This is a genomic window from Stenotrophomonas sp. KH_036_B (genome assembly GCF_057839485.1).
In genome coordinates this window covers 3,809,442-3,828,888 of record NZ_CM174491.1, presented here as the reverse complement: position 1 = coordinate 3,828,888, position 19,447 = coordinate 3,809,442, and the positions used below count along the sequence as shown (strand labels likewise).

The following is a 19,447-nucleotide window of genomic DNA, read 5'->3' as shown; positions in this document are numbered from 1 at the left end:
CCATGAACGATCCGCGCCAGCAGCCATGGTTGCCCGAGTTGTGCCGCCTGCCGCGGCTGGGTGCGATGCTCGGCCTGGCCGAACTGGTGGTCGTGGTGGTGGCGTTGGCACCGGACGGCAGCCGCCACTGGGGCCTGTCCGATTTCCTGTCCGCCAGCGGCCTGGCGCTGTGGCTTGCGCTGGCGGTGACGGTCTGCCTGTGTGCGGCGCGCACCCCGTTGTCGCGGTTGCCTGAAGGGCCGGGCACGGTGGTCGCTGTCGGCATGACCGCGTTGATCGCCGCGCTGTGCACCGGCATCGTGCATGCGCTGTATGCGGTGCTGGACGTACAGGGTTTCGCGGGGGTGGTGGGCTTCTGGCGGTTCACCCTCGGCTGCGCCACGGTCACCGCGTTGATCGTGGCGTTGGCCCTGCGCTATTTCTACGTGAGCGACCGCTGGACCGCGCAGACCGTCGCCAACGCCCGCGCGCAGGCCGATGCGCTGCAGGCGCGGATCCGCCCGCACTTCCTGTTCAACAGCATGAACCTCATTGCCAGCCTGGTCCGCCGCGATCCGGTGGTGGCCGAACGTGCGGTACTGGATCTGTCCGACCTGTTCCGCGCCGCACTGGGGGCAGGCGACGGCGACGCCACGCTGCAGGCCGAGTGCGAGCTGGCCGAAGCCTATCTGTCGATCGAATCCCTGCGCCTGGGCGAGCGCCTGCAGGTGCAGTGGCAGCGCGAAGAGCCGTTGCCGTGGACGCTGGCGATGCCGCGCCTGGTGCTGCAGCCGCTGGTGGAAAATGCCGTGCTGCATGGCATTTCGCGCCTGCCCGACGGCGGCACCATCGTCATTGCGCTCTCCTGCGCAGGCGGCCAGCTGCACATCCGCGTCCAGAACCCGGCGCCGGACCCACACGCCCGCGCGCTGCCGCTCATGCAGGGTGCGGGCCATGCCCAGCGCAGTATCGCCCACCGCCTGGCATGGCGGTTCGGGCCCGCGGCGCGGATGACGGGGGCATGGGCCGACGGCTACTATGCCTGTGACATCTTCGTGCCCGTCCAGTGAGGAAGCCTGCTTGAAAGTGGTGATCGCCGACGACGAGCCCCTCGCACGCGAGCGCCTGCGCAGCCTGCTGGCCGAGCAGCCCGGCGTCGAGGTGGTGGCGGAAGCCGAGAACGGCGAACAGGCCCTGCACGCATGCGCCGAACTGCAGCCCGACCTGGTCCTGCTGGACATCGCCATGCCCGGGCTGGATGGGCTGGAGGCGGCGCGTCACCTGGCCACCTTCGATCCGCGCCCGGCGGTGGTGTTCTGCACCGCCTACGACGCGCATGCGCTCTCCGCGTTCGAGGCGGCCGCGATCGATTACCTGATGAAGCCGGTGCGTTCCGAGCGCCTGGCGGCCGCGCTGGAACGTGCGCGCACGTTCCTGGCCGGGCGCAATGGCCAACCCAGCACGCCCAGCGCGCAGGCCCGCACCCTGCTGTGTGCACGCCTGCGTGGCAGCCTGCGGCTGATCCCGATCGACGACATCCACTACATGCAGGCCGAGGAAAAGTACGTGGTGGTGCATCACGCGCGCGGCGAGGACCTCATCGAGGAATCGCTGAAGTCGCTGGAAGAGGAGTTCACCAGCCGCTTCGTGCGGATCCACCGCAACTGCCTGGTGGCGCGTCACGAACTGGTGGAGCTGCGACGCAATGGCGCAGGCCAGGTCCAGGCCGTGCTGCGGCATGGCAAGACGCCGCTGGAAGTGAGCCGCCGCTGCGTGGCGAGCCTGAAACAGGATTTGAAACACCTGTAACGGGGTCACGACCCACGGTCGTGACCTGCCGGCGGACCCGGAGGGGCAGGCGGCAGGTGGTGCCCCCGGTAGGCATCGACCGTTGGTCGATACGCGTCCTGCCGGCGATAATGGGCGCATGGACACCCTGCGCATCGCCACCCGAAAGAGCCCGCTTGCCCTCTGGCAGAGCGAACATGTTGCCGATCGCCTGCGTCAGGTCCATCCCGGGCTGGACGTGGTGCTGGTGCCGATGAGCACGCGCGGCGATGAAGTGCTGGACCGCTCGCTGGCGGCGATCGGCGGCAAGGGCCTGTTCCTCAAGGAGCTGGAGCTGGCCATGCTGCGCGGCGACGCGGACTGCGCGGTGCATTCGCTCAAGGACGTGCCGATGGAACTGGACGCGCCGTTCGCGCTGCCAGCCATGCTGACTCGCCACGATCCGGCGGACGGCTTCATCTCCAACCTTTACGCCTCGCTGGACGCGCTGCCGATCGGCGCACGCGTGGGCACGTCCTCCCTGCGCCGCCAGGCCCAGCTGCGCGCGCTGCGCCCGGACCTGCAGCTGCTGGACCTGCGCGGCAACGTCAACACGCGGCTGGCCAAGCTCGACAACGGCGGCTACGACGCCATCGTGCTGGCCGTGGCCGGGCTGGAGCGGCTGGGCCTGGGCGGGCGCATCGTGGCCCGGCTTGGCGCGCCGGACTGGCTGCCGGCGCCGGCGCAGGGCGCGGTCACGGTGGAATGCAATGGCGACGATGCGAAAGTCATGGCGCTGTTTACCGCGCTCGACGACGCCCGCACGCGCGCCTGCGTGGAGGCCGAGCGCGCCATGAACCGCGCGCTGCACGGCAGCTGCCACGTGCCGGTGGCCGGCTACGCGCAATGGGAAGGCGACGATCTGTTCCTGCAGGGCCTGGTCGGCGGTGTCGCCGATGGGCGCCTGATCCGCGCCGAAGCGCGCGGCCCAGGCCATGACCCCGATGCCCTGGGAAAAGCGGTGGCGCAGGGCCTGCTTGACGGAGGCGCGGGCGAATTGCTCGCCGTCTGAGGCGTACGCCGACCCATCCTCTGGTGTCGAGTCCCCCGTTATTTGAATTTGTAAACCACGTTCATCGTGGTCAACGTGTCGGTCTTGCGCTTGTCCTCGGCGACGTCGCTGTTGTAACGCGCCTGCCAGCCGGCCTTCAACGCCAGGTGTGCGTTCATGCTCACCGACACGCCGAAATCGTTCTGCCCGAAGGTGTTGTACGACCCCGATTCCACCAGCAGGGTGTTGACCAGGTCGGTGTTCGGGGTCAGCGAGTACTTCACGTCGAACAGCCCGCGGCCGATCAGGCCGGTCCGGGTTTCGTCGTCTTCGGTGTTGTGCGTGCGGCGCACACCGGGGCCGATCTGCGCGTCCATGTAGAAGCGGTCGCCTTCCATGAGCCGGGTGCCGTAACCCAGACCGAACGAGCTCTGGCGGTCGTAGGTGGCAAAATCGTCGCGCTCGTAACGCACCGTGGCGGTCAGCTGGCGGTGCTCGCCCAGCTGCAGCGCGCTGCCGGCGCTGCCGGTGTAGCGGTTGGCCGTGGTGTTGCTGCGCTTGGTGATGGTGCCGTCGTCGCTGGTTTCGGTGTATTCCGAGCGCGAGCGCAGGCCGAACAGGTCCATGCTGTGCACCCAGTCGTCGTCGGTGTAGCGCAGGCGCAGGCGGCCGTTGGCGCTCTCCGTATTACTGTTGCCGCGGGCCGAGGCGAAACCGAATTCGCCGCCACTGCCGCTCCACGGCGAGGTCATCGCGGCCGGATCGGTGGTGTCCTGGGCAAAGGCCACCGGGGCAGTCAGCAACAGGGAAGCAAGCAACGTCACGCGCAGGGACATCAACGGTTCTCCGGGTCAGACAGGGGGGAGGAGCAACGGGTGATGATACTTGATGCCTTCACGCCGTTTTTCCATCCCGACCCCGCGCTTTAGCAGAGGTTCGGACTCCACGCCTGTTCAGGGCACATCGATGCGCACGCCGGGATCGTTGAAGCGCGAATAGTCCACCGTGGCCCGGAAGGGCTGGCCGTTGGTCTGCCCCTGCCGTTCGATCCGCACCGGCAGGCCCTGCCCGTCGATCCAGTAGAGCAGGCCGTCGGGGGCCGCCGTGGCATGCCGCACCCGGTACTGGCGCGCGGCCTGGCCGGCGACCTGCGCCGGGCCGAGATCCTCCACCTGCAGATCGGCAGGCGTGGCGTCGGCCGGCAGCGGGCTGCGCCACTGTGCAAGCAGCCCCGGCGGCACCGGCACCTGGCGGACTTCGCCGGCACGCTGCAGGAAGAAGGTGCCGCCGATGATCGTCTGCACGCCCTCATCGGTCTCGAGCCGGTAGCGATCGGGCGCGACGAAGTCCATGGCGGCCTTCAACGTGCGCGGCCCCTGCATCTGCAGCGTGGCGTGGAAACTCTGCAGCTGGCCGAAGCGCTGGCTGGCCGCCAGCACCGCCTGGACCGGATCCGCGGCGGCGGCCGGCACCGGTACGGGCGCAGCGGTGGCCGCAGGCGGTGCCGGCGCACGCTCGCAGGCGGACAGCAGCAGGGACAGCAGGGCGGCGGCAGGCAGGAGGCGCATGGCAGGGGGAGGGGCGGGAATCGGGCCTTCACGATAGCCGAAGATGGTGCGAGGGCCGCCACAACGGCGGCGACTCGGACATAATCGGGTCATGGACCGATATGAACGCATCAACGCCCTGCATCGTCTGCTGAAGTCCGCCCGCTACCCGGTCACGGTGGCGACGCTGCAGGAAAAACTGGAGTGTTCGCGCGCCACCGTCTACCGCGACCTGGCCTTCCTGCGCGATGCGCTGATGGCCCCGGTGGAGGGCGATGGCGAGGCGGGATTCCGCTACCAGGACGATGAAAGCGCCCGCTTCGAGTTGCCGGGCCTGTGGCTCAGCTCCGAAGAGCTGCATGCGCTGCTGGCCTCGCAGCACCTGCTGTCGCGCACCGGTGGCGGCGTGCTGTCCTCGGTGCTGGCCCCGCTGCAGCAACGCATCGAGGGGCTGCTGGCCGCGCAGGCCGGTGTATCCACCTGGCCGGTGGATCGGGTGCGGGTGATCCCGCACCGTGGCCGCAAGTTCGACGAGGCCAGCTTCCGTGCGGTGGCCTCGGCGGTGCTGGAGCGCAAGCAGCTGGCGTTCGAATACCGGGCGCGTTCCACCGACGAGGCGACCAAACGCACGGTGTCGCCGCAGCGCATGACCCATTACCGCGACAACTGGTACCTGGACGCCTGGGACCACGGGCGCGAGGGCCTGCGCAGCTTTGCGGTGGACCGCATCTACAAGGCGCGTGTGGTGGACACCACTGCGCGCGACGTGGATGACACCGAGCTGGACGAACAGCTGGGCGCGAGCTACGGCATCTTCTCGGGTCCGCCCAAGGGCTGGGCCACGATCGTGTTCAGTGCCAAGGCCGCCCGCTGGGTGGCCGACGAGCATTGGCATTCCAAGCAGCAGGGCCGCTTCCTGGCCGATGGCCGCTACGAGCTCAAGGTGCCTTACAGCGTGTCGCGCGAGTTGCTGATGGACGTGCTGCACTACGGTTCGGATGCCGAGATCATCGAGCCGACCATGCTGCGCGAACAGGCCAAGGCGTTGTTGATGATGGCGTTGAGCAATTACGAATGACCGCGCAGCCACGCAGGGCGTGGCTCTACGGGGACGGACGCTCATGGTAGAGCCACGCCTTGCGTGGCTGCGGGGGAGCCGAACGGTCATGCCGACGGGTAATGTCGCCGGAATACCCGCCTGCCCAAGCCTTGCGGTATGGTTGACTGCTATCGCAGCCCCCGGATTCCGCCTGAATGAAAAAGTTCCTGTTGCTCCCGCTGCTCGCCGCCTCGCTCGCCCTGGCCGCCTGCGGCAAGCCGGCCGCCGACGCCAAGAAACTGGTGGTTGCGGCCACCGCGGTGCCGCACGCCGAGATCCTGGCAGTGGTCAAGCCGATCCTGCAGAAGGAAGGCCTGGAGCTGGACGTGAAGGTCTTCAACGACTACGTGCAGCCCAACGACCAGCTGGTGCAGAAGCAGGTGGACGTCAACTACTTCCAGACCGAGCCGTACCTGGACGCCTACAACCGTGACCGCAAGACCGACCTGACCAAGGTGATCGGCGTGCACATCGAGCCCTTCGGTGCCTACTCGCGCCGGATCAAGTCGCTGGAGGAGCTGCCGGTCGGCGCCGACGTGGTGATTCCCAACGACCCGAGCAACAACAGCCGCGCGCTGATCCTGTTGCACAAGGCCGGTGTGATCACCCTGAAAGACCCGACCAACGCGCTGGCCACCCAGCGCGACATCATCGCCAACCCCAAGCAGCTGAAGTTCCGCGAGCTGGATTCGGCCATGCTGCCGCGCGTGCTCGACCAGGTCGACCTGGCCCTGATCAACACCAATTACGCGCTGGACGCCGGGCTCAACCCGACCGAGGACGCGCTGGCGATCGAGAGCAAGGATTCGCCGTATGTGAACTTCCTGGTCGCCCGCCCGGACAACAAGGACGACCCGCGCGTGCAGCAGCTGGCCAAGGCGCTGACCAGCCCCGAAGTCAAGGCCTTCATCGCCGAGAAGTACAAGGGCGCGGTCCTCCCGGCCTTCTGATAGGGCTGCCGTAGAGCCACGCCCTGCGTGGCTGGCTGCGCCCGGCGCGGCGATGAGCGGAACCGGATCCCGAAGCCACGCAGGGCGTGGCGCTACGGGACCCGGAACCCCATCGTCGCCTCCACCGCCTGCCGCCATCCTGCGTACAGCGCCTCGCGCTGCTCGAGGGCCATCTGCGGCACGAAGCGTCGGTCCACCGCCCACTGCTCGGCGATCTCCGACCGGCTGCTCCAGAAGCCGGTCGCCAGCCCCGCAAGATAGGCCGCGCCCAGCGCGGTGGTCTCGGCCACCTCGGGGCGCAGCACCGGCACGCCCAGCAGGTCGCTCTGGAACTGGGCCATGAAGTCATTGGCGATGGCGCCACCGTCGGCGCGCAGTTCCTTCAGTTCGATGCCCGCATCGGCCTGCATCGCGGCGAGCACGTCGCGGGTCTGGTAGGCCATGGACTCCACCGCGGCGCGGATGAAGTGCTCCTTGGTGGTGCCACGGCTCAGGCCGAACACCGCACCGCGCACATCGCTGCGCCAGTACGGCGCTCCCAGGCCGACAAACGCCGGCACCATGTACACGCCCCCGTTGTCGGCGGCGCGTTCGGCATAGGCCTGGCAATCGCTGGACTTGCCGAACATGCGCAGGCCATCGCGCAGCCACTGCACCACCGACCCGGCGACGAAGATCGATCCCTCCAGTGCGTACTCCACCTGGCCGTCGATGCCCCAGGCGAGGGTGGTGAGGAGCCCGTTGTTCGAGGTCACCGCCTGCGTGCCGGTGTTCATCAGCATGAAGCAGCCGGTGCCATAGGTGTTCTTGACCATGCCCGGCTCGAAGCACGCCTGCCCGAACAGCGCGGCCTGCTGGTCGCCGGCGATGCCCGCAATGGGGATGTGCTGGTCGAAGAAGAACTGCGCGCGGGTCGTGCCGTACACCTCGCTGGAGCTGCGCACCGCGGGCAGCATCGCCGGCGGGATGTCCAGCAGCGCGAGCAGGTCCGGGTCCCATTGCAGGGTGTGGATGTTGAACAGCAGCGTGCGCGCGGCATTGCTGTAGTCGGTCACATGCGTTGTGCCGCCGGTGAGGTTCCATACCAGCCAGCTGTCGATCGTGCCGAACAGCAGTTCACCGCGTTCGGCGCGCGCCTGTGCGCCGTCGACGTGATCGAGGATCCAGCGGATCTTGGTCGCCGAGAAATACGCATCGACCAGCAGCCCGGTGCGTGCGCGGATCATGGGCTCGTGCCCCTCCGCCCTGAGCCGCTCGCAGATCCCGTTGCTCTGCCGCGACTGCCACACCACGGCATTGTGGATGGGTTGCCCGGTGGCCTTGTCCCACACCACGGTGGTCTCACGTTGGTTGGTGATGCCGATCGCGGCAATCTGGCGCGGGTCGATCTGCTGGCGGTTGAGCAGTTCGGTAATGGTGGTATAGACGCTGGTCAGGATCTCGCGTGGGTCGTGTTCAACCCAGCCGGGCTGCGGGAACACCTGCGCGAATTCGCGCTGGGCGATGCCGACGACGCGGCCGCCACGATCGAACAGGATCGCGCGCGAGCTGGTCGTGCCCTGGTCGAGGGCGAGTACGTAGCGTTTGTCCATGGGGATTCCGTTTTCCGCCATTGTTACGTGGCCATTGGGAGGGCGGTCAATCCACCAGGCGCCTGGGATGCACGGCGGTAGCGCCGGCCGTTGGCCGTCCCTCGCGGAGGTAGGTCGCCAGGTCCTGCCGCTGTGCCGGGTCCAGATGCAGGCCGAAGTGGGTCCGCCGCCACAGCAGGTCATCGGGCTCGACGACCCATTCGTGTTCGATCAGGTAGTCCACCTCGCGCTGGTACAGGCCCGCGCCGAAATGCTGGCCCAGGTCCTCCTGCGTGTGTGCATCGCCCAGCACCGCGCGCACCCGCGTGCCGTGGCGACGGGCCAGGTCGCGGAGCAGGGCGTCGGACTGCTGCGGATAGACTGCCTGCAGCGCTGGCAGCAGTGCCTCCACGCTGCCGCCGTCGCCACCGGGCAGGGCAGGGCCATCGGCCGTCCACGCGGGCGGATCGCGGCCCAGCGCGGTACCCAGCTGATCCACCGCCTCTTCGGCCAGCGTGCGGTAGGTGGTGAGTTTGCCGCCCAGCACGCTGAGCAGCGGCGCCTGCTGCGCGTCCAGGTGCAGCCGGTAGTCGCGGGTGACCTTGGCGGCATCGTGGTGGTGGTCGGCCAGCAGCGGCCGCACCCCGCTGAACTGCCACACCACATGCTCGGGGCGGACGGCCGCGCGCAACCAGCCGTTCACCGCATCGCACAGATAGGCGACCTCGTCGGGCGCGATCCGTACCCGCGCCGGGTCGCCTTCGTAGTCCAGGTCGGTGGTGCCGATCAGGCTGTAGTCGTGTTCGAAGGGAATCACGAAGACCACGCGCTGGTCCGGCTGCTGCAACAGGTAGGCGCTGTCATGCGCGTACAGGCGCGGCACCACGATGTGGCTGCCCTGGACCAGGCGCAGGCCGATCGGCGCATCCATCCCGGCCCGTTCCAGCAGGTTGCCTGCCCACGGTCCGGTCGCGTTGACGACCGCGCGCACGCGCATGCGCGCGATCTGCCCGTCGGGCTGGCGCAGCACCGCCAGCCAATGGTCGCGGTGGCGGATCAACTGTTCGCAGCGGGTGCGTGTGCGGATGTCGGCGCCGCGCTCGCGCGCATCCAGGGCGTTGAGCAGCACCAGGCGCGCGTCGTCCACCCGTGCATCGGCATAGCTGAAGGCCGTGCGGAAGCGTGCCTGCAGTACCTCGCCGCGCGGATCACGACGCAGGTCGATCCGTCGCGCGTGCGGGAATGCGGGGCCGGCATGTTCAAGATGGTCGTACAGCCACAGCCCGGCGCGCAGCATCCACGCTGGGCGCAGGTGCCGCGCGTGTGGCAGCAGGAAGGTGGTCGGCGTGACCAGGTGGGGCGCCAGCCGGTGCAGCACGCTGCGTTCGCGCAGCGCCTTGCGGACCAGGGAAAACTGGCCGTACTGCAGGTAGCGCAGGCCGCCGTGGATCAGTTTGGTGCTGGCGCTGGAGGTGTGCGCGGCCAGGTCGTCCTGTTCGCACAGGCACACCGACCATCCGCGACCGGCCGCATCGCGCGCGATGCCCGCCCCATTGATCCCGCCACCGACCACCAGGACATCCACGATGTCGTCCATCGGCACTCCGCTTGCGCTGTGGACCCCAGTATTGGCGCCCACAGCGCAAGGAAAAATGAAATGTGGGTGGTGCCGACCGGTCACGCCAACCGCTAACGCCGACCGGTAGTGCCGACCGGTAGTGCCGACTGTTAGTCGGCAGCTCTCGGGCCACCAGAGGGGAACCGCAGAGCGCGCGCTGAATCAAACGCGGCTGCCGGTGGGGCGAGCGCGGGGCCGCCATGCCCTTGCCGGCGACGGTCCCTCAACAGCGGCTGCCGGTGGGGCGAGCGCGGGGCCGCCATGCCCTTGCCGGCGACGGTCCCTCAACAGCGGCTGCCGGTGGGGCGAGCGCGGGGCCGCCATACCCTTGCCTGCGAATGTCCCCCGGCGTCGGCCTTCGGCCGCCCCCTCCTCCTTTACTTCGCCGCAAGGGCATGGCGGCCCCGCACTCGCCCCACCGGCGTTGCACCCTGACTTCCGCTTTGCTATTGCGAACCGCAGGCAGAGCCCCGTCGCGGCCGGTAGGTCCCTGGCAAAGTAAAGGAGGAGGCGGCGGCGCATGCCGACGCCGGGGGACATTTGCATAGGGGCCTGCCGGCCGCGGCGGGGCCCTCAACGCTCGCGGCAGATCCGATCGAAGACCGTGCGCAAAGCTCCTGCATAGGGGCCTGCCGGCCGCGGCGGGGCCCTCAACGCTCGCGACGAAGCGGATCGAAGACCGTACGCAGAGCTTCTACGGCCTTTGGCCGAAGAAGATAAAAGAGGGGGCAAAAACAACAACGGGCCCACAAGGGGCCCGTTGCAGAACGTCCGACAGCAGCGCTTAGAAGCGGGCGCCGATACCGAAGCCCACGGTCCACGGATCCAGCTTGGCCTTGTCGCCGGTGCTGTCGCCGTTGACGGTCAGCTCCGGACGCGAATGCATGTAACGGGCATCGGCGCGGGCGAACCAGGTGCTGTTGATGTTCATGTCCACGCCGACGGTGCCGATGGCGCCCTTGGCGGTTTCCAGCCCGATGTGGCCGACGTCGCTGGCCAGCTTCTCGTTGCTGAAGTTCGACTCGTAGTAACCGGCGCCGACGAACGGACGGAACACATTGTCGGCCTGGCCGAAGTGGTACTGGCCGCTCAGCGCGATCGGCTGCTGCTCGACGGTGCCCAGCGGGCCGTTGTTGCCGCGCACGCGGTGGTCGAACTTGTCGGCTGCGCCCCACAGTTCAACGGCCCAGTTGTCATTGATGTAGTAGCTGACGCTCAGGGTCGGAGCCGGGCCGCCGTCGACCTTGTCGATGCCCTCCAGCGCGTCGTTCTTCGGCTGCAGCAGCGCAACGCCGCCGACAACGGCAAAATGCTTGCCCGACGCGGTGTCGGTGCTGCTGTCCTGCGCGAAGGCGGCAGGTGCGAAGGCAAGTGCAGTCAGGGTAGCCAGGGTCAGGGTACGGATGGAGCGCATGGGGGAATCTCCTCAGGTCTTTTTTTGTTCTGGACCCCTTGCATCGGGGCGAGGCAAACGTAGTCCTCTCAACATGAATCGAATCCGACGCACGTTAAAAATTAGTTTGTTGCGTTCAGCGAGCAGCGCGAAATCGCCGTGGTAGCGCGCGATCATGCAACGCTCGACATTCACGCATCTGGAGGCGGTGTGACGGAATTGACCCGCTGTATCGGCCTTGCCGCGCAGGTTGCACCGGATTGCCGCGTGCTGGTGCTCGGCTCGATGCCCGGCGTTGCGTCGCTGCAGGCGGCGCAGTACTACGCGCATCCGCGCAATCGCTTCTGGCCGCTGATGGGCGCGTTGACCGGCATCGATGCGACCGTGCCGTATGCCGCGCGGCTGCACGCGGTGCAGGCGGCCGGTGTCGGCCTGTGGGATGTGATCGGTGCCTGTGAGCGCCGCGGCAGCCTGGATGCGGCGATCGTGCGCGGCAGCGAGGTCGCCAATGCGGTGCCTGCGCTGATCGAGCGGCTGCCGTCCGTGCGCGCGGTGGCCTGCAACGGGGGCACCGCGCACCGGGCCTTCCTGCGCTGGGTCCAACCGGCGCTGGGCGCACGGGGTCTGTCGCTGCCGGTGTGGTCACTGCCGTCGACCAGCCCGGCCAATGCGGCCTGGCCATTGCCGCGGCTGCAGGCCGCGTGGCAGCCGCTGGCCGATGTCCTGGGCGGCTGAGCCGATGGGCGCGGCAGGACAGCGAAGACAATACGGTACCGACTGGAACAGCCTGCGGTACCCGGGTGTACGCCGCTACGCAGCCGCTGCAACAGGCTGTCCCGGGACAGATCGATTGAAAATTGCGCAAGCTGGTTGGCGCTGACGCCTCATGCCCCCACAATAGGCGATTCCCTACACCAGATTGCCGGAGTTATCCCCATGGCCGAAATCAAGGAAGCACTTGTCCCCGATATCGGTGACTACAGCGATATCCCGGTAATCGAGGTGCTTGTCGCCGTTGGTGATACCGTCAAGAAGGACCAGGGTCTGGTGACGCTGGAATCCGACAAGGCCACGATGGAAGTGCCGTCCTCGGTGGCTGGCGTGGTCAAGGAAATCAAGGTCAAGATCGGCGACAACCTCTCCGAGGGCAAGGTCGTGGCCCTGATCGAGGTCAGCGAAGGCGAGGCCAAGCCGGCCGCCGCCGCCGCCCCGGCCCCGGCTGCCAAGGTCGACGCCGCCGAGACCGCCACCAAGGTGGAGCCGGTGGCTGCCCCCGCCGAGCCGGACCGCCTGGCCGCCCGTGAGATCGAGCAGGCCGCCGCCAAGCCGGCACAGCCGGCACAGCCGGCCCCGGCCGCTGCCGCACCGTCTGCGGGCGCCCCGAGCAGCCCGCCGGTGCAGTTCAACGCCGACAGCGTGCTGCCGCAGAAGGTCCCGTACGCCTCCCCCGCGGTGCGTGTGTTTGCGCGCGAACTGGGCGTGGACCTCAACCAGCTGAGCGGCACCGAGAAGGGCGGCCGCATCACCAAGGGCGACGTGCAGAAGTTCGTCAAATCGGCCCTGACCGGTGGCGGCGCAGCCACCGGCGGCACCGTGGCGGCCGGGGGTGGTCTGAACCTGCTGGCATGGCCGAAGGTCGACTTCAGCAAGTTCGGTGAGATCGAGGTGCAGCCGCTGTCGCGCATCAAGAAGATCTCCGGCGCGAACCTGGCCCGCAACTGGGCGATGATCCCGCACGTCACCCAGTTCGAGCAGGCCGACATCACTGAACTGGAGGCCCTGCGCGTGGCCCTGAACAAGGAAAACGAGAAGGCCGGCATCAAGCTGACCATGCTCGCGTTCCTGGTCAAGGCCAGCGCCGCGGCGCTGAAGAAGTTCCCCGAGTTCAACGCCTCGCTGGATGCCAGCGGCGAGAACCTGACCCTGAAGAAGTACTTCAACATCGGCTTCGCGGCCGATACGCCGGGCGGCCTGGTCGTGCCGGTGATCCGCGACGTCGACAAGAAGGGCGTGGTGCAGATCGCGCAGGAATCCGGCGAACTGGCCAAGAAGGCCCGCGATGGCAAGCTCGGCCCGGCCGACATGAGCGGCGGCTGCTTCTCGATCAGCTCGCTGGGCGGCATCGGCGGCACCGCGTTCACCCCGATCGTCAATGCGCCGGAAGTGGCCATCCTGGGGGTGTCCAAGTCCTCGATCCAGCCGGTCTGGAACGGCAAGGAGTTCGCTCCGAAGCTGATGCTGCCGCTGTCGCTGAGCTACGACCACCGCGTCATCGATGGTGCGCTGGCCGCCCGCTTCACCACGTACCTGTCGCAGGTGCTGGCCGACATGCGGCGCGTGCTGCTGTGAGGCAGCCGCGGGCAATGCGGCCGGGCGTGGCCCGGCTCTGCGCGGTTGCCCTGCTGGGGTGGGTCGTTGCGCCCGGCGCATCGGCCGCGTGCACGACCGATCTCGGCCGCGGCTGGCCGCCGGCGGTAGGCAACTACGGCCAGGCCGTGGAAACCCTGTTCGAGGGCAAGGCACAGCCGGCGCTGTCGCTGGTGGTCCTGCCCACGGGCGGGGTCGAAACCGGCGTGGCATTGCTGCCCGGCACCCAGGACCAGGAATGGACGCTGCGCTACAGCAAGGCCGACAAGCGCGTGTACAACTGGAACAACAGTGCCCGCAGTGGGGGTCTTGAGCTGCGCGTGGACCAGGAGCCGGACCAGTACCAGGTGGCCATTCCGGCCGCGCTGGCACAGCGCCTGATGCGCAACTGGCGTGCCGCGCTCGATTCGGCGGTACCGGCCGAGCGCAAGGCGCCGGTCGGCGACGGTGAAGTGGTGTCCTTCCTGGTGGACGGCGAGCGGTACAGCGGTCCGCGCTGGGAGTGCGGCGCCGGCAAGCTGATGATGAAACAGGTGGCGCTGCTGATCGAAGCCAGCGACACCAAGGAAAAGAAGCTCGACCGTCGCTGGAAGGATCTGGACGAGTCGCTCGACGAACTGCAGCAACTGCTCGCCGGCACCGCCGGCTGAGCACCAGGAGAACACGAATGGCCGCTATTGAAATCAAGGTTCCCGACATCGGCGATTACAGCGGTGTCCCGGTGATCGAACTGCTGGTTGCCGTGGGTGACACGGTGAAGAAGGACCAGGGCCTGGTCACGCTGGAATCGGACAAGGCAACCCTGGAAGTGCCGTCCTCGGCCGCCGGTGTGGTCAAGGAAATCAAGGTCAAGCTCGGCGACAACCTCTCCGAGGGCGACGTGGTGCTGCTGCTGGAGGCCGAAGGCGAGGCCGCCGCGCCCGCTGCTCCGGCCGCCGCGCCGAAGGCGGATGCCCCGGCCAGCAAGCCGCCGGTGACCCCGTCGCACCGCGCCCCGGCCGAACCGGCCGCGCCGCAGCCGGCGCTGTCCTCCGGCAAGCCGGCCGATATCGAGTGCGCCATGGTGGTGCTGGGTGCGGGTCCGGGCGGCTACACCGCCGCGTTCCGCTCGGCCGACCTGGGCGTGGACACCGTGCTGATCGAGCGCTACGCCAGCCTCGGCGGCGTCTGCCTCAACGTGGGCTGCATTCCGTCCAAGGCGCTGCTGCACGCGGCGGCGGTGATCGACGAAGTAGCCCATGCCGGTGAGTTCGGCGTGGACTTCGGTGCGCCGAAGATCACCCTGGACAAGCTGCGCGGCTACAAGGAAAAAGTGGTCAGCCAGCTGACCAAGGGCCTGTCCGGCATGGCCAAGCAGCGCAAGGTGCGCACCGTGCAGGGCGTGGCGACGTTCGTCTCGGCCAACGAGCTGGAGATCGTCGGCGACGACGGCAAGACCCAGCTGCTGCGCTTCGAGAAGTGCATCATCGCCGCCGGTTCGCAGGCGGTGAAGCTGCCGAACTTCCCGTGGGACGACAAGCGCGTGATGGATTCCACCGATGCGCTGGAGCTGGCCGACGTGCCGGGTTCGCTGCTGGTGGTGGGTGGCGGCATCATCGGCCTGGAAATGGCGACGGTGTATGCGGCGCTGGGCAGCAAGGTCACGGTGGTCGAGTTCATGGACCAGCTGATGCCGGGCGCCGACAAGGACCTGGTCAAGCCGCTGGCCGACCGCCTTAAGAAGCAGGGCGTCGAGGTCCACCTGAAGACCAAGGCCTCCGGCGTGAGTGCGGACAAGAAGGGCATCACGGTGACCTTCGACGCCGCCGCCGAAGGCGAAAAGCCGGGCCTGGAGCAGGGCACCTTCGACCGCGTCCTGGTTGCCGTGGGCCGTTCGCCGAACGGGAAGAAGATCGGCGCCGAGAAGGCCGGCGTGGGTGTCACCGAGCGTGGCTTCATCCCGGTGGACCGTCAGATGCGCACCAACGTGCCGCACATCTTCGCCATCGGCGACATCGTCGGCAACCCGATGCTGGCCCACAAGGCTACGCATGAGGGCAAGCTGGCCGCGGAAGTGGCCTCGGGCGAGAAGAAGGAGTGGGTGGCGCGGGTGATTCCGTCGGTGGCCTACACCAACCCGGAAATCGCGTGGGTCGGCGTGACCGAGACCGAAGCCAAGGCGCAGGGCCTGAAGGTCGGCGTGGCCAAGTTCCCGTGGGCCGCCAGCGGTCGCGCGATCGGCATCGGTCGTACCGAAGGCTTCACCAAGCTGATCTTCGACGAGGAAACCCATCGCATCATCGGCGGCGCGATCGTCGGCGTGCACGCGGGCGACCTGCTGGCCGAGATCGGCCTGGCGATCGAGATGGGCGCGGAAGCCGAGGACATCGGCCACACCATCCACGCCCACCCGACGCTGAGCGAATCGGTGGCGATGGCCGCGGAGATCTACGACGGCACCATCACCGATCTGTACATCCCGAAAAAGAAATAAAAAGAAACCCGGCGAACGCCGGGTTTCTTCATTTCTGTAGAGCGGACCAACAAAAAACCCGGCTTTCGCCGGGTTTTTCGTGCGGTAACACAACCAACCAACGCGGTTGGATCAGAACGAAACGCTGATGCCGGCCACCGGGCCCTTGAACTCCTGCTTCAGGCCGATGGTGCCATCGCTGCCGGTCTGGTCCACGTCCAGCTTGAACCAGTCATAGCCGGCGAAGATGCCGAAATTGTCGGTGAAGCGGTAGTCGACGATGACGTTGGCGCGGGTCAGGTCGCCGTCGTAGTCGTCGAAGTTGCCCCACTTGGTGTTGAGGTACTGGCCCTGGGCGGTGATCATCCACTTCTCGGACGGGGTCACGGTGAAGCGTGCACCCACCACCGGCGCAACGCCGTCGGCCTTCTCGTCCAGGAACGTCCCTTCATACACGGTACCCAGGTCCGCGTAGGCCTTGGTGCTCACCTTGGCGTACTCGGCACCGAGCTGCAGGCCGAGGTCGAACTTCTCGGTGTCCACCACCGAGTAGTCGTACACCAGGCTGGCCACCTGGTACTTCAGCTCGCCCTTCACGAAGCTGCCGGCCGGCACGGTCTCGCCGCCGAAGCTGATGCCGTCGTTGAGCGTCTCGCGGCGGTCCTTGTCGTACTTGAAGTAGTTGAACAGCAGGCGCTGGCGGTCGCTGATGCGGAACAGGCCGTCGATGCGCGGCTCCCACTCCTTGCCACCCAAGCCAAAGTCTTCAGAGAATCCAACATCCTGGCCCAGCACCGTGGTGTTGCCGCGGATGGTGTTGTCCGAATCGATGTTCATCGCGCCCAGGCGCAGCGCGAAGCGGTCATCACCCTCGGCCGCGCTCGCGGTGGTGGCGTGGGTGAGGGCGGCCATGGCCAGCGGCAGGGCGAGCAGGGGAAGCAGGCGCATCGTGTGGGTGTCCTTGCGGTGATGTCTGAATAAGTGGAAGCACTCTGCCCAGCGCGGCGTCCACCATCCGTGAACGTATGGTGGACGGCATGTGTACCGTTCATGCAGCGCCGGGGCCCGTCCAGGCCCACCGATGGCCGGTTTTCGCCGCGATTCCGTTGCGGCAGGCGCGCCCGGGGATGCGCACGGGCGGGGTGAAGACGGTAGAGTGCCGAGGCCGGGAAAAGAGCGGCCCCGGAGAGAGTTCGGGGCCACCCGGTACCAGCCTGCTTCAGGGGCGTCGACGAGGATTGGACGACAGGCCGATCAGTGAGACCGGTCGCTGCGACCAAAGTTCAATATGCTGCGGCGCGACATGAATTGGGGGTTGCTTCCACGGGCCTGGACCGCCCTGGCGGGTCAAAATCTTTGGCGATGCAGCAACTTGCGTCATCCGGGATGAACAGGGGGCGGTTGTCTCGCAAATTGTCCCGTTGCTATAATTCGGGGGCTCGACGAGGCAATAGTGTTTGCGGCCTCGGCCCTTCTTTCCATCAACATGCAGGACAATCGTGTGCTGAACTCCGTTGAAGCGGGTCGGCGACTGATGCTGCGCGCCGCGGTCTACCCGCTGGTCGCAGTGGCTGTCCTGGCCGTGGTCCTCCTGCTGCTGGCAGGCCCGAAGGCCGCCCTCGGGGCGTTGGCCTCCGGCGTGGCGGTCACGGCGGGGGGCTGGTTCGTTGCACGGATGGGGCTGGACGGACGCGTGCGCCCGGCCGGCTCGGCCCTGCTGAGGCTGGTGCTCGGCATGGCGGCAAAACTGGCACTGCTTGTTGTCGTGCTGGTGGTGAGCATCCTGGTCTTCAAGCTGCCTGGACTGGCGCTGCTGGCCGGAATCATCATCGGACTGACCTTTCAGGCCCTGGCACTGGCCAGGCACTGATCCCCATTCATTTTTAAACTCTAAGGTTCCGGACACATGGCAGGCGAGGCGCTTACACCCACCTCCTACATCCAACATCACCTGCACAACCTGACCTTCCATATGCAGGAAGGTGGGTTCTGGGCGATTCACGTCGACACCATTGTGACTTCGGTCCTGATGGGTTTGTTGATGGTGTTTGGCTTCTGGATGGCCACCCGCAAGGCCACGGCCGGCGTGCCGGGCAAGTGGCAGGCGTTCGTGGAGATCTGCCTGGAGTTCGTTGACCGCCAGGCCAAGGACACCTACCACGGCACCAGCAAGCTGGTGACCCCGATCGCCATCACGATCTTCTTCTGGATCCTCCTGATGAACCTCATCAAGATGATCCCGGCCGATTTCATCGCCCTTCCGCTGGAAGCGCTTGGCATTCCGTACTGGAAGCCGGTCCCGACCGCCGACGTCAATGCCACGCTGGGCATGTCGATCAGCGTGTTCTTCCTGATGCTGTTCTTCGCGCTGCGTGCCAAGGGCCTGGGTGGCTTCACCAAGGAATTCCTGACCGCACCGTTCGGCAAGTGGATGCTGCCGTTCAACCTGATCCTCAACATCGTCGAGTGGCTCAGCAAGCCGATCTCGCTGGCGATGCGACTGTTCGGCAACATGTTCGGCGGCGAAATCGTCTTCCTGCTGATCTGGGTGCTGGGCAGCGCGGGTATTGCCGGCGCCATCGCAGGCGGTGCATTCGGCCTGGGCTGGATGCTGTTCCATCTGCTGGTGATTCCGCTGCAGGCCTTCATCTTCATGATGTTGTCCATCGTGTACCTGAGCCTGTCGGAAGACGCTCACTGAGTTTTCGCTTCACCCTTCATCCGTTTGTTTCTAAACCCTTAGCTATTCAAAGTTCCAGGAGAAAACCATGTACCTCGCCGTCCTGACCAACCTCGCCCAAGTCCAGAGCTCCACCGTCCTCGCCGTCGGCATCATGATCGGCCTGGCCGCGCTGGGTGCCGGTCTTGGTCTGGCCATCATGTCCGGTAAGTTCCTGGAATCGGCTGCCCGCCAGCCGGAACTGATTCCGGTCCTGCAGGTCCGCATGTTCATCACCGCCGGCCTGATCGACGCCGCGTTCATCATCTCGGTCGCCGTTGGCCTGCTGCTGGCCTTCGCCAACCCGACGATCGGCGAGTTCGTTGCACGCCTGCCGGCAGTTGCTGGCTGATCCAGCAACAGCGAAACGATCAGGCGCCTTGTGCGCCTGGTCGCGGATGAAGGATCGGATGCGCCGCTTCGGCGGCCCATCCACCCCGTCACCCCCGATTGAGCGAACCCCATGGATATCGGTTTTACCCTCGTTGCCCAGGCACTGGCTTTTGCCGGTCTGATCTGGATCATCGCGACCAAGATCTGGCCGCCGTTGATGAATGCCATCGAAGAGCGCCAGCAGAAGATCGCTGAAGGCCTCGCCGCTGCCGACCGCAGCCAGAAGGATCTGGCCCAGGCGCAGGAAAAGGTCAACGAAGCACTGAAGGATGCACGCGGCAAGGCCAACGAGATCATCGACCAGGCCCACGCGCGCGCCAATCAGATCGTTGAAGCCGCCAAGAATGAAGCCATCGCCGAAGCGACCCGCCAGAAAGATCTGGCCCACGCTGAAATCGAGGCTGCCGCCAACCGTGCCCGCGAAGAGCTGCGCAAGCAGGTATCCGTGCTGGCCGTGAGCGGTGCCGAAAAGCTGCTCAAGCGCGAAATCGACGCCAACGCCCACAAGGCGCTGCTCGACGAGCTGGCCTCGGAGATCTGA

General features: G+C 67.1%; 19 protein-coding genes. 13 read left to right on the top strand and 6 right to left on the bottom strand.

Annotated features, from left to right (window positions below; all coding sequences use genetic code 11):
• The first annotated feature begins 2 nt into the window (after positions 1-2).
• The 3 genes from AC3ITN_RS16990 (at position 3) to hemC (ending at position 2,818) form a co-directional block, all read left to right on the top strand.
• A complete protein-coding gene (locus AC3ITN_RS16990) occupies positions 3-1,049 on the top strand; it encodes a sensor histidine kinase (RefSeq protein ID WP_313348038.1) in 1,047 nt (348 codons plus the stop codon).
• 10 nt (positions 1,050-1,059) lie between these two features.
• Positions 1,060-1,788: a LytR/AlgR family response regulator transcription factor gene (locus tag AC3ITN_RS16985; RefSeq protein ID WP_489391262.1), complete on the top strand. Its 729-nt coding sequence runs from the start codon at positions 1,060-1,062 to the stop codon at positions 1,786-1,788.
• A 118-nt stretch (positions 1,789-1,906) separates the two neighbouring features.
• Complete coding sequence (gene hemC, locus AC3ITN_RS16980; RefSeq protein ID WP_489391261.1) at positions 1,907-2,818, top strand: hydroxymethylbilane synthase; 912 nt, start codon at positions 1,907-1,909, stop codon at positions 2,816-2,818.
• 38 nt (positions 2,819-2,856) lie between these two features.
• Here hemC and AC3ITN_RS16975 read toward each other — a convergent pair whose 3' ends face one another.
• Entirely contained in the window at positions 2,857-3,633 is a 777-nt protein-coding gene (locus AC3ITN_RS16975; RefSeq protein WP_489391260.1) for a DUF481 domain-containing protein, read from the bottom strand.
• A 117-nt stretch (positions 3,634-3,750) separates the two neighbouring features.
• Positions 3,751-4,365, bottom strand: coding sequence for a hypothetical protein (locus tag AC3ITN_RS16970; protein ID WP_489391259.1), 615 nt, complete (start codon positions 4,363-4,365; stop codon positions 3,751-3,753).
• Between the two features lie 91 nt (positions 4,366-4,456).
• On the opposite strand from AC3ITN_RS16970, the gene AC3ITN_RS16965 reads away from it, so the two are divergent.
• Positions 4,457-5,422, top strand: coding sequence for a helix-turn-helix transcriptional regulator (locus tag AC3ITN_RS16965; RefSeq protein ID WP_313349067.1), 966 nt, complete (start codon positions 4,457-4,459; stop codon positions 5,420-5,422).
• 176 nt (positions 5,423-5,598) lie between these two features.
• Positions 5,599-6,393, top strand: a complete 795-nt coding sequence (locus AC3ITN_RS16960; RefSeq protein ID WP_313349069.1) for a MetQ/NlpA family ABC transporter substrate-binding protein — start codon at positions 5,599-5,601, stop codon at positions 6,391-6,393.
• Positions 6,394-6,485: 92 nt separating this feature from the next.
• On the opposite strand, the gene glpK is transcribed toward AC3ITN_RS16960, so the two are convergent.
• The 3 genes from glpK to AC3ITN_RS16945 all read right to left on the bottom strand — a co-directional run bounded on the left by glpK (position 6,486) and on the right by AC3ITN_RS16945 (position 10,996).
• Entirely contained in the window at positions 6,486-7,985 is a 1,500-nt protein-coding gene (glpK, locus tag AC3ITN_RS16955; RefSeq protein ID WP_489391258.1) for a glycerol kinase GlpK, read from the bottom strand.
• Positions 7,986-8,031: 46 nt separating this feature from the next.
• Positions 8,032-9,561 carry a glycerol-3-phosphate dehydrogenase gene (glpD, locus tag AC3ITN_RS16950; protein WP_489391257.1) on the bottom strand — a complete coding sequence of 510 codons (1,530 nt, stop codon included), beginning with the start codon at positions 9,559-9,561 and terminating at the stop codon, positions 8,032-8,034.
• An 805-nt stretch (positions 9,562-10,366) separates the two neighbouring features.
• Positions 10,367-10,996, bottom strand: a complete 630-nt coding sequence (locus AC3ITN_RS16945) for an OmpW/AlkL family protein (RefSeq protein WP_313348044.1) — start codon at positions 10,994-10,996, stop codon at positions 10,367-10,369.
• 189 nt (positions 10,997-11,185) lie between these two features.
• Between AC3ITN_RS16945 and AC3ITN_RS16940 the strand changes: the two genes are divergently transcribed.
• From AC3ITN_RS16940 to lpdA, 4 genes are all read left to right on the top strand, one after another.
• A complete protein-coding gene (locus tag AC3ITN_RS16940; protein ID WP_489391256.1) occupies positions 11,186-11,710 on the top strand; it encodes a DNA-deoxyinosine glycosylase in 525 nt (174 codons plus the stop codon).
• Positions 11,711-11,911: 201 nt separating this feature from the next.
• A complete protein-coding gene (aceF, locus tag AC3ITN_RS16935; RefSeq protein ID WP_489391255.1) occupies positions 11,912-13,324 on the top strand; it encodes a dihydrolipoyllysine-residue acetyltransferase in 1,413 nt (470 codons plus the stop codon).
• Between the two features lie 14 nt (positions 13,325-13,338).
• Entirely contained in the window at positions 13,339-13,992 is a 654-nt protein-coding gene (locus AC3ITN_RS16930; protein ID WP_489391254.1) for a hypothetical protein, read from the top strand.
• 17 nt (positions 13,993-14,009) lie between these two features.
• The gene (gene lpdA / locus AC3ITN_RS16925) at positions 14,010-15,815 is read left to right on the top strand and encodes a dihydrolipoyl dehydrogenase (protein ID WP_489391253.1); all 1,806 of its coding nucleotides are present in this window, start codon (positions 14,010-14,012) and stop codon (positions 15,813-15,815) included.
• A 111-nt stretch (positions 15,816-15,926) separates the two neighbouring features.
• Here the strand turns inward: lpdA and AC3ITN_RS16920 are convergent, their stop codons facing one another.
• Positions 15,927-16,742: a hypothetical protein gene (locus tag AC3ITN_RS16920; protein ID WP_489391252.1), complete on the bottom strand. Its 816-nt coding sequence runs from the start codon at positions 16,740-16,742 to the stop codon at positions 15,927-15,929.
• A gap of 553 nt (positions 16,743-17,295) precedes the next feature.
• Between AC3ITN_RS16920 and AC3ITN_RS16915 the strand changes: the two genes are divergently transcribed.
• The 4 genes from AC3ITN_RS16915 to AC3ITN_RS16900 all read left to right on the top strand — a co-directional run bounded on the left by AC3ITN_RS16915 (position 17,296) and on the right by AC3ITN_RS16900 (position 19,447).
• Positions 17,296-17,664, top strand: a complete 369-nt coding sequence (locus tag AC3ITN_RS16915; RefSeq protein WP_313348083.1) for an ATP synthase subunit I — start codon at positions 17,296-17,298, stop codon at positions 17,662-17,664.
• A 36-nt stretch (positions 17,665-17,700) separates the two neighbouring features.
• Entirely contained in the window at positions 17,701-18,495 is a 795-nt protein-coding gene (gene atpB / locus AC3ITN_RS16910) for a F0F1 ATP synthase subunit A (protein ID WP_313348050.1), read from the top strand.
• A 67-nt stretch (positions 18,496-18,562) separates the two neighbouring features.
• Positions 18,563-18,865: a F0F1 ATP synthase subunit C gene (gene atpE, locus AC3ITN_RS16905; RefSeq protein WP_038686092.1), complete on the top strand. Its 303-nt coding sequence runs from the start codon at positions 18,563-18,565 to the stop codon at positions 18,863-18,865.
• 111 nt (positions 18,866-18,976) lie between these two features.
• Positions 18,977-19,447, top strand: a complete 471-nt coding sequence (locus AC3ITN_RS16900; protein WP_313348051.1) for a F0F1 ATP synthase subunit B — start codon at positions 18,977-18,979, stop codon at positions 19,445-19,447.

Excerpts from the sequence above, each read along its gene's own strand:
- AC3ITN_RS16990 (WP_313348038.1), top strand. The coding sequence starts at position 3 with ATGAACGATCCGCGCCAGCAGCCATGGTTGCCCGAGTTGTGCCGCCTG.
- glpK (WP_489391258.1), bottom strand. The coding sequence starts at position 7,985 with ATGGACAAACGCTACGTACTCGCCCTCGACCAGGGCACGACCAGCTCG.
- glpD (WP_489391257.1), bottom strand. The coding sequence starts at position 9,561 with ATGGACGACATCGTGGATGTCCTGGTGGTCGGTGGCGGGATCAATGGG.
- atpB (WP_313348050.1), top strand. The coding sequence starts at position 17,701 with ATGGCAGGCGAGGCGCTTACACCCACCTCCTACATCCAACATCACCTG.
- atpE (WP_038686092.1), top strand. The coding sequence starts at position 18,563 with ATGTACCTCGCCGTCCTGACCAACCTCGCCCAAGTCCAGAGCTCCACC.
- hemC (WP_489391261.1), top strand. The coding sequence starts at position 1,907 with ATGGACACCCTGCGCATCGCCACCCGAAAGAGCCCGCTTGCCCTCTGG.
- AC3ITN_RS16920 (WP_489391252.1), bottom strand. The coding sequence starts at position 16,742 with ATGCGCCTGCTTCCCCTGCTCGCCCTGCCGCTGGCCATGGCCGCCCTC.
- AC3ITN_RS16970 (WP_489391259.1), bottom strand. The coding sequence starts at position 4,365 with ATGCGCCTCCTGCCTGCCGCCGCCCTGCTGTCCCTGCTGCTGTCCGCC.
- AC3ITN_RS16965 (WP_313349067.1), top strand. The coding sequence starts at position 4,457 with ATGGACCGATATGAACGCATCAACGCCCTGCATCGTCTGCTGAAGTCC.
- AC3ITN_RS16930 (WP_489391254.1), top strand. The coding sequence starts at position 13,339 with ATGCGGCCGGGCGTGGCCCGGCTCTGCGCGGTTGCCCTGCTGGGGTGG.
- AC3ITN_RS16945 (WP_313348044.1), bottom strand. The coding sequence starts at position 10,996 with ATGCGCTCCATCCGTACCCTGACCCTGGCTACCCTGACTGCACTTGCC.
- aceF (WP_489391255.1), top strand. The coding sequence starts at position 11,912 with ATGGCCGAAATCAAGGAAGCACTTGTCCCCGATATCGGTGACTACAGC.
- lpdA (WP_489391253.1), top strand. The coding sequence starts at position 14,010 with ATGGCCGCTATTGAAATCAAGGTTCCCGACATCGGCGATTACAGCGGT.
- AC3ITN_RS16900 (WP_313348051.1), top strand. The coding sequence starts at position 18,977 with ATGGATATCGGTTTTACCCTCGTTGCCCAGGCACTGGCTTTTGCCGGT.
- AC3ITN_RS16975 (WP_489391260.1), bottom strand. The coding sequence starts at position 3,633 with ATGTCCCTGCGCGTGACGTTGCTTGCTTCCCTGTTGCTGACTGCCCCG.
- AC3ITN_RS16960 (WP_313349069.1), top strand. The coding sequence starts at position 5,599 with ATGAAAAAGTTCCTGTTGCTCCCGCTGCTCGCCGCCTCGCTCGCCCTG.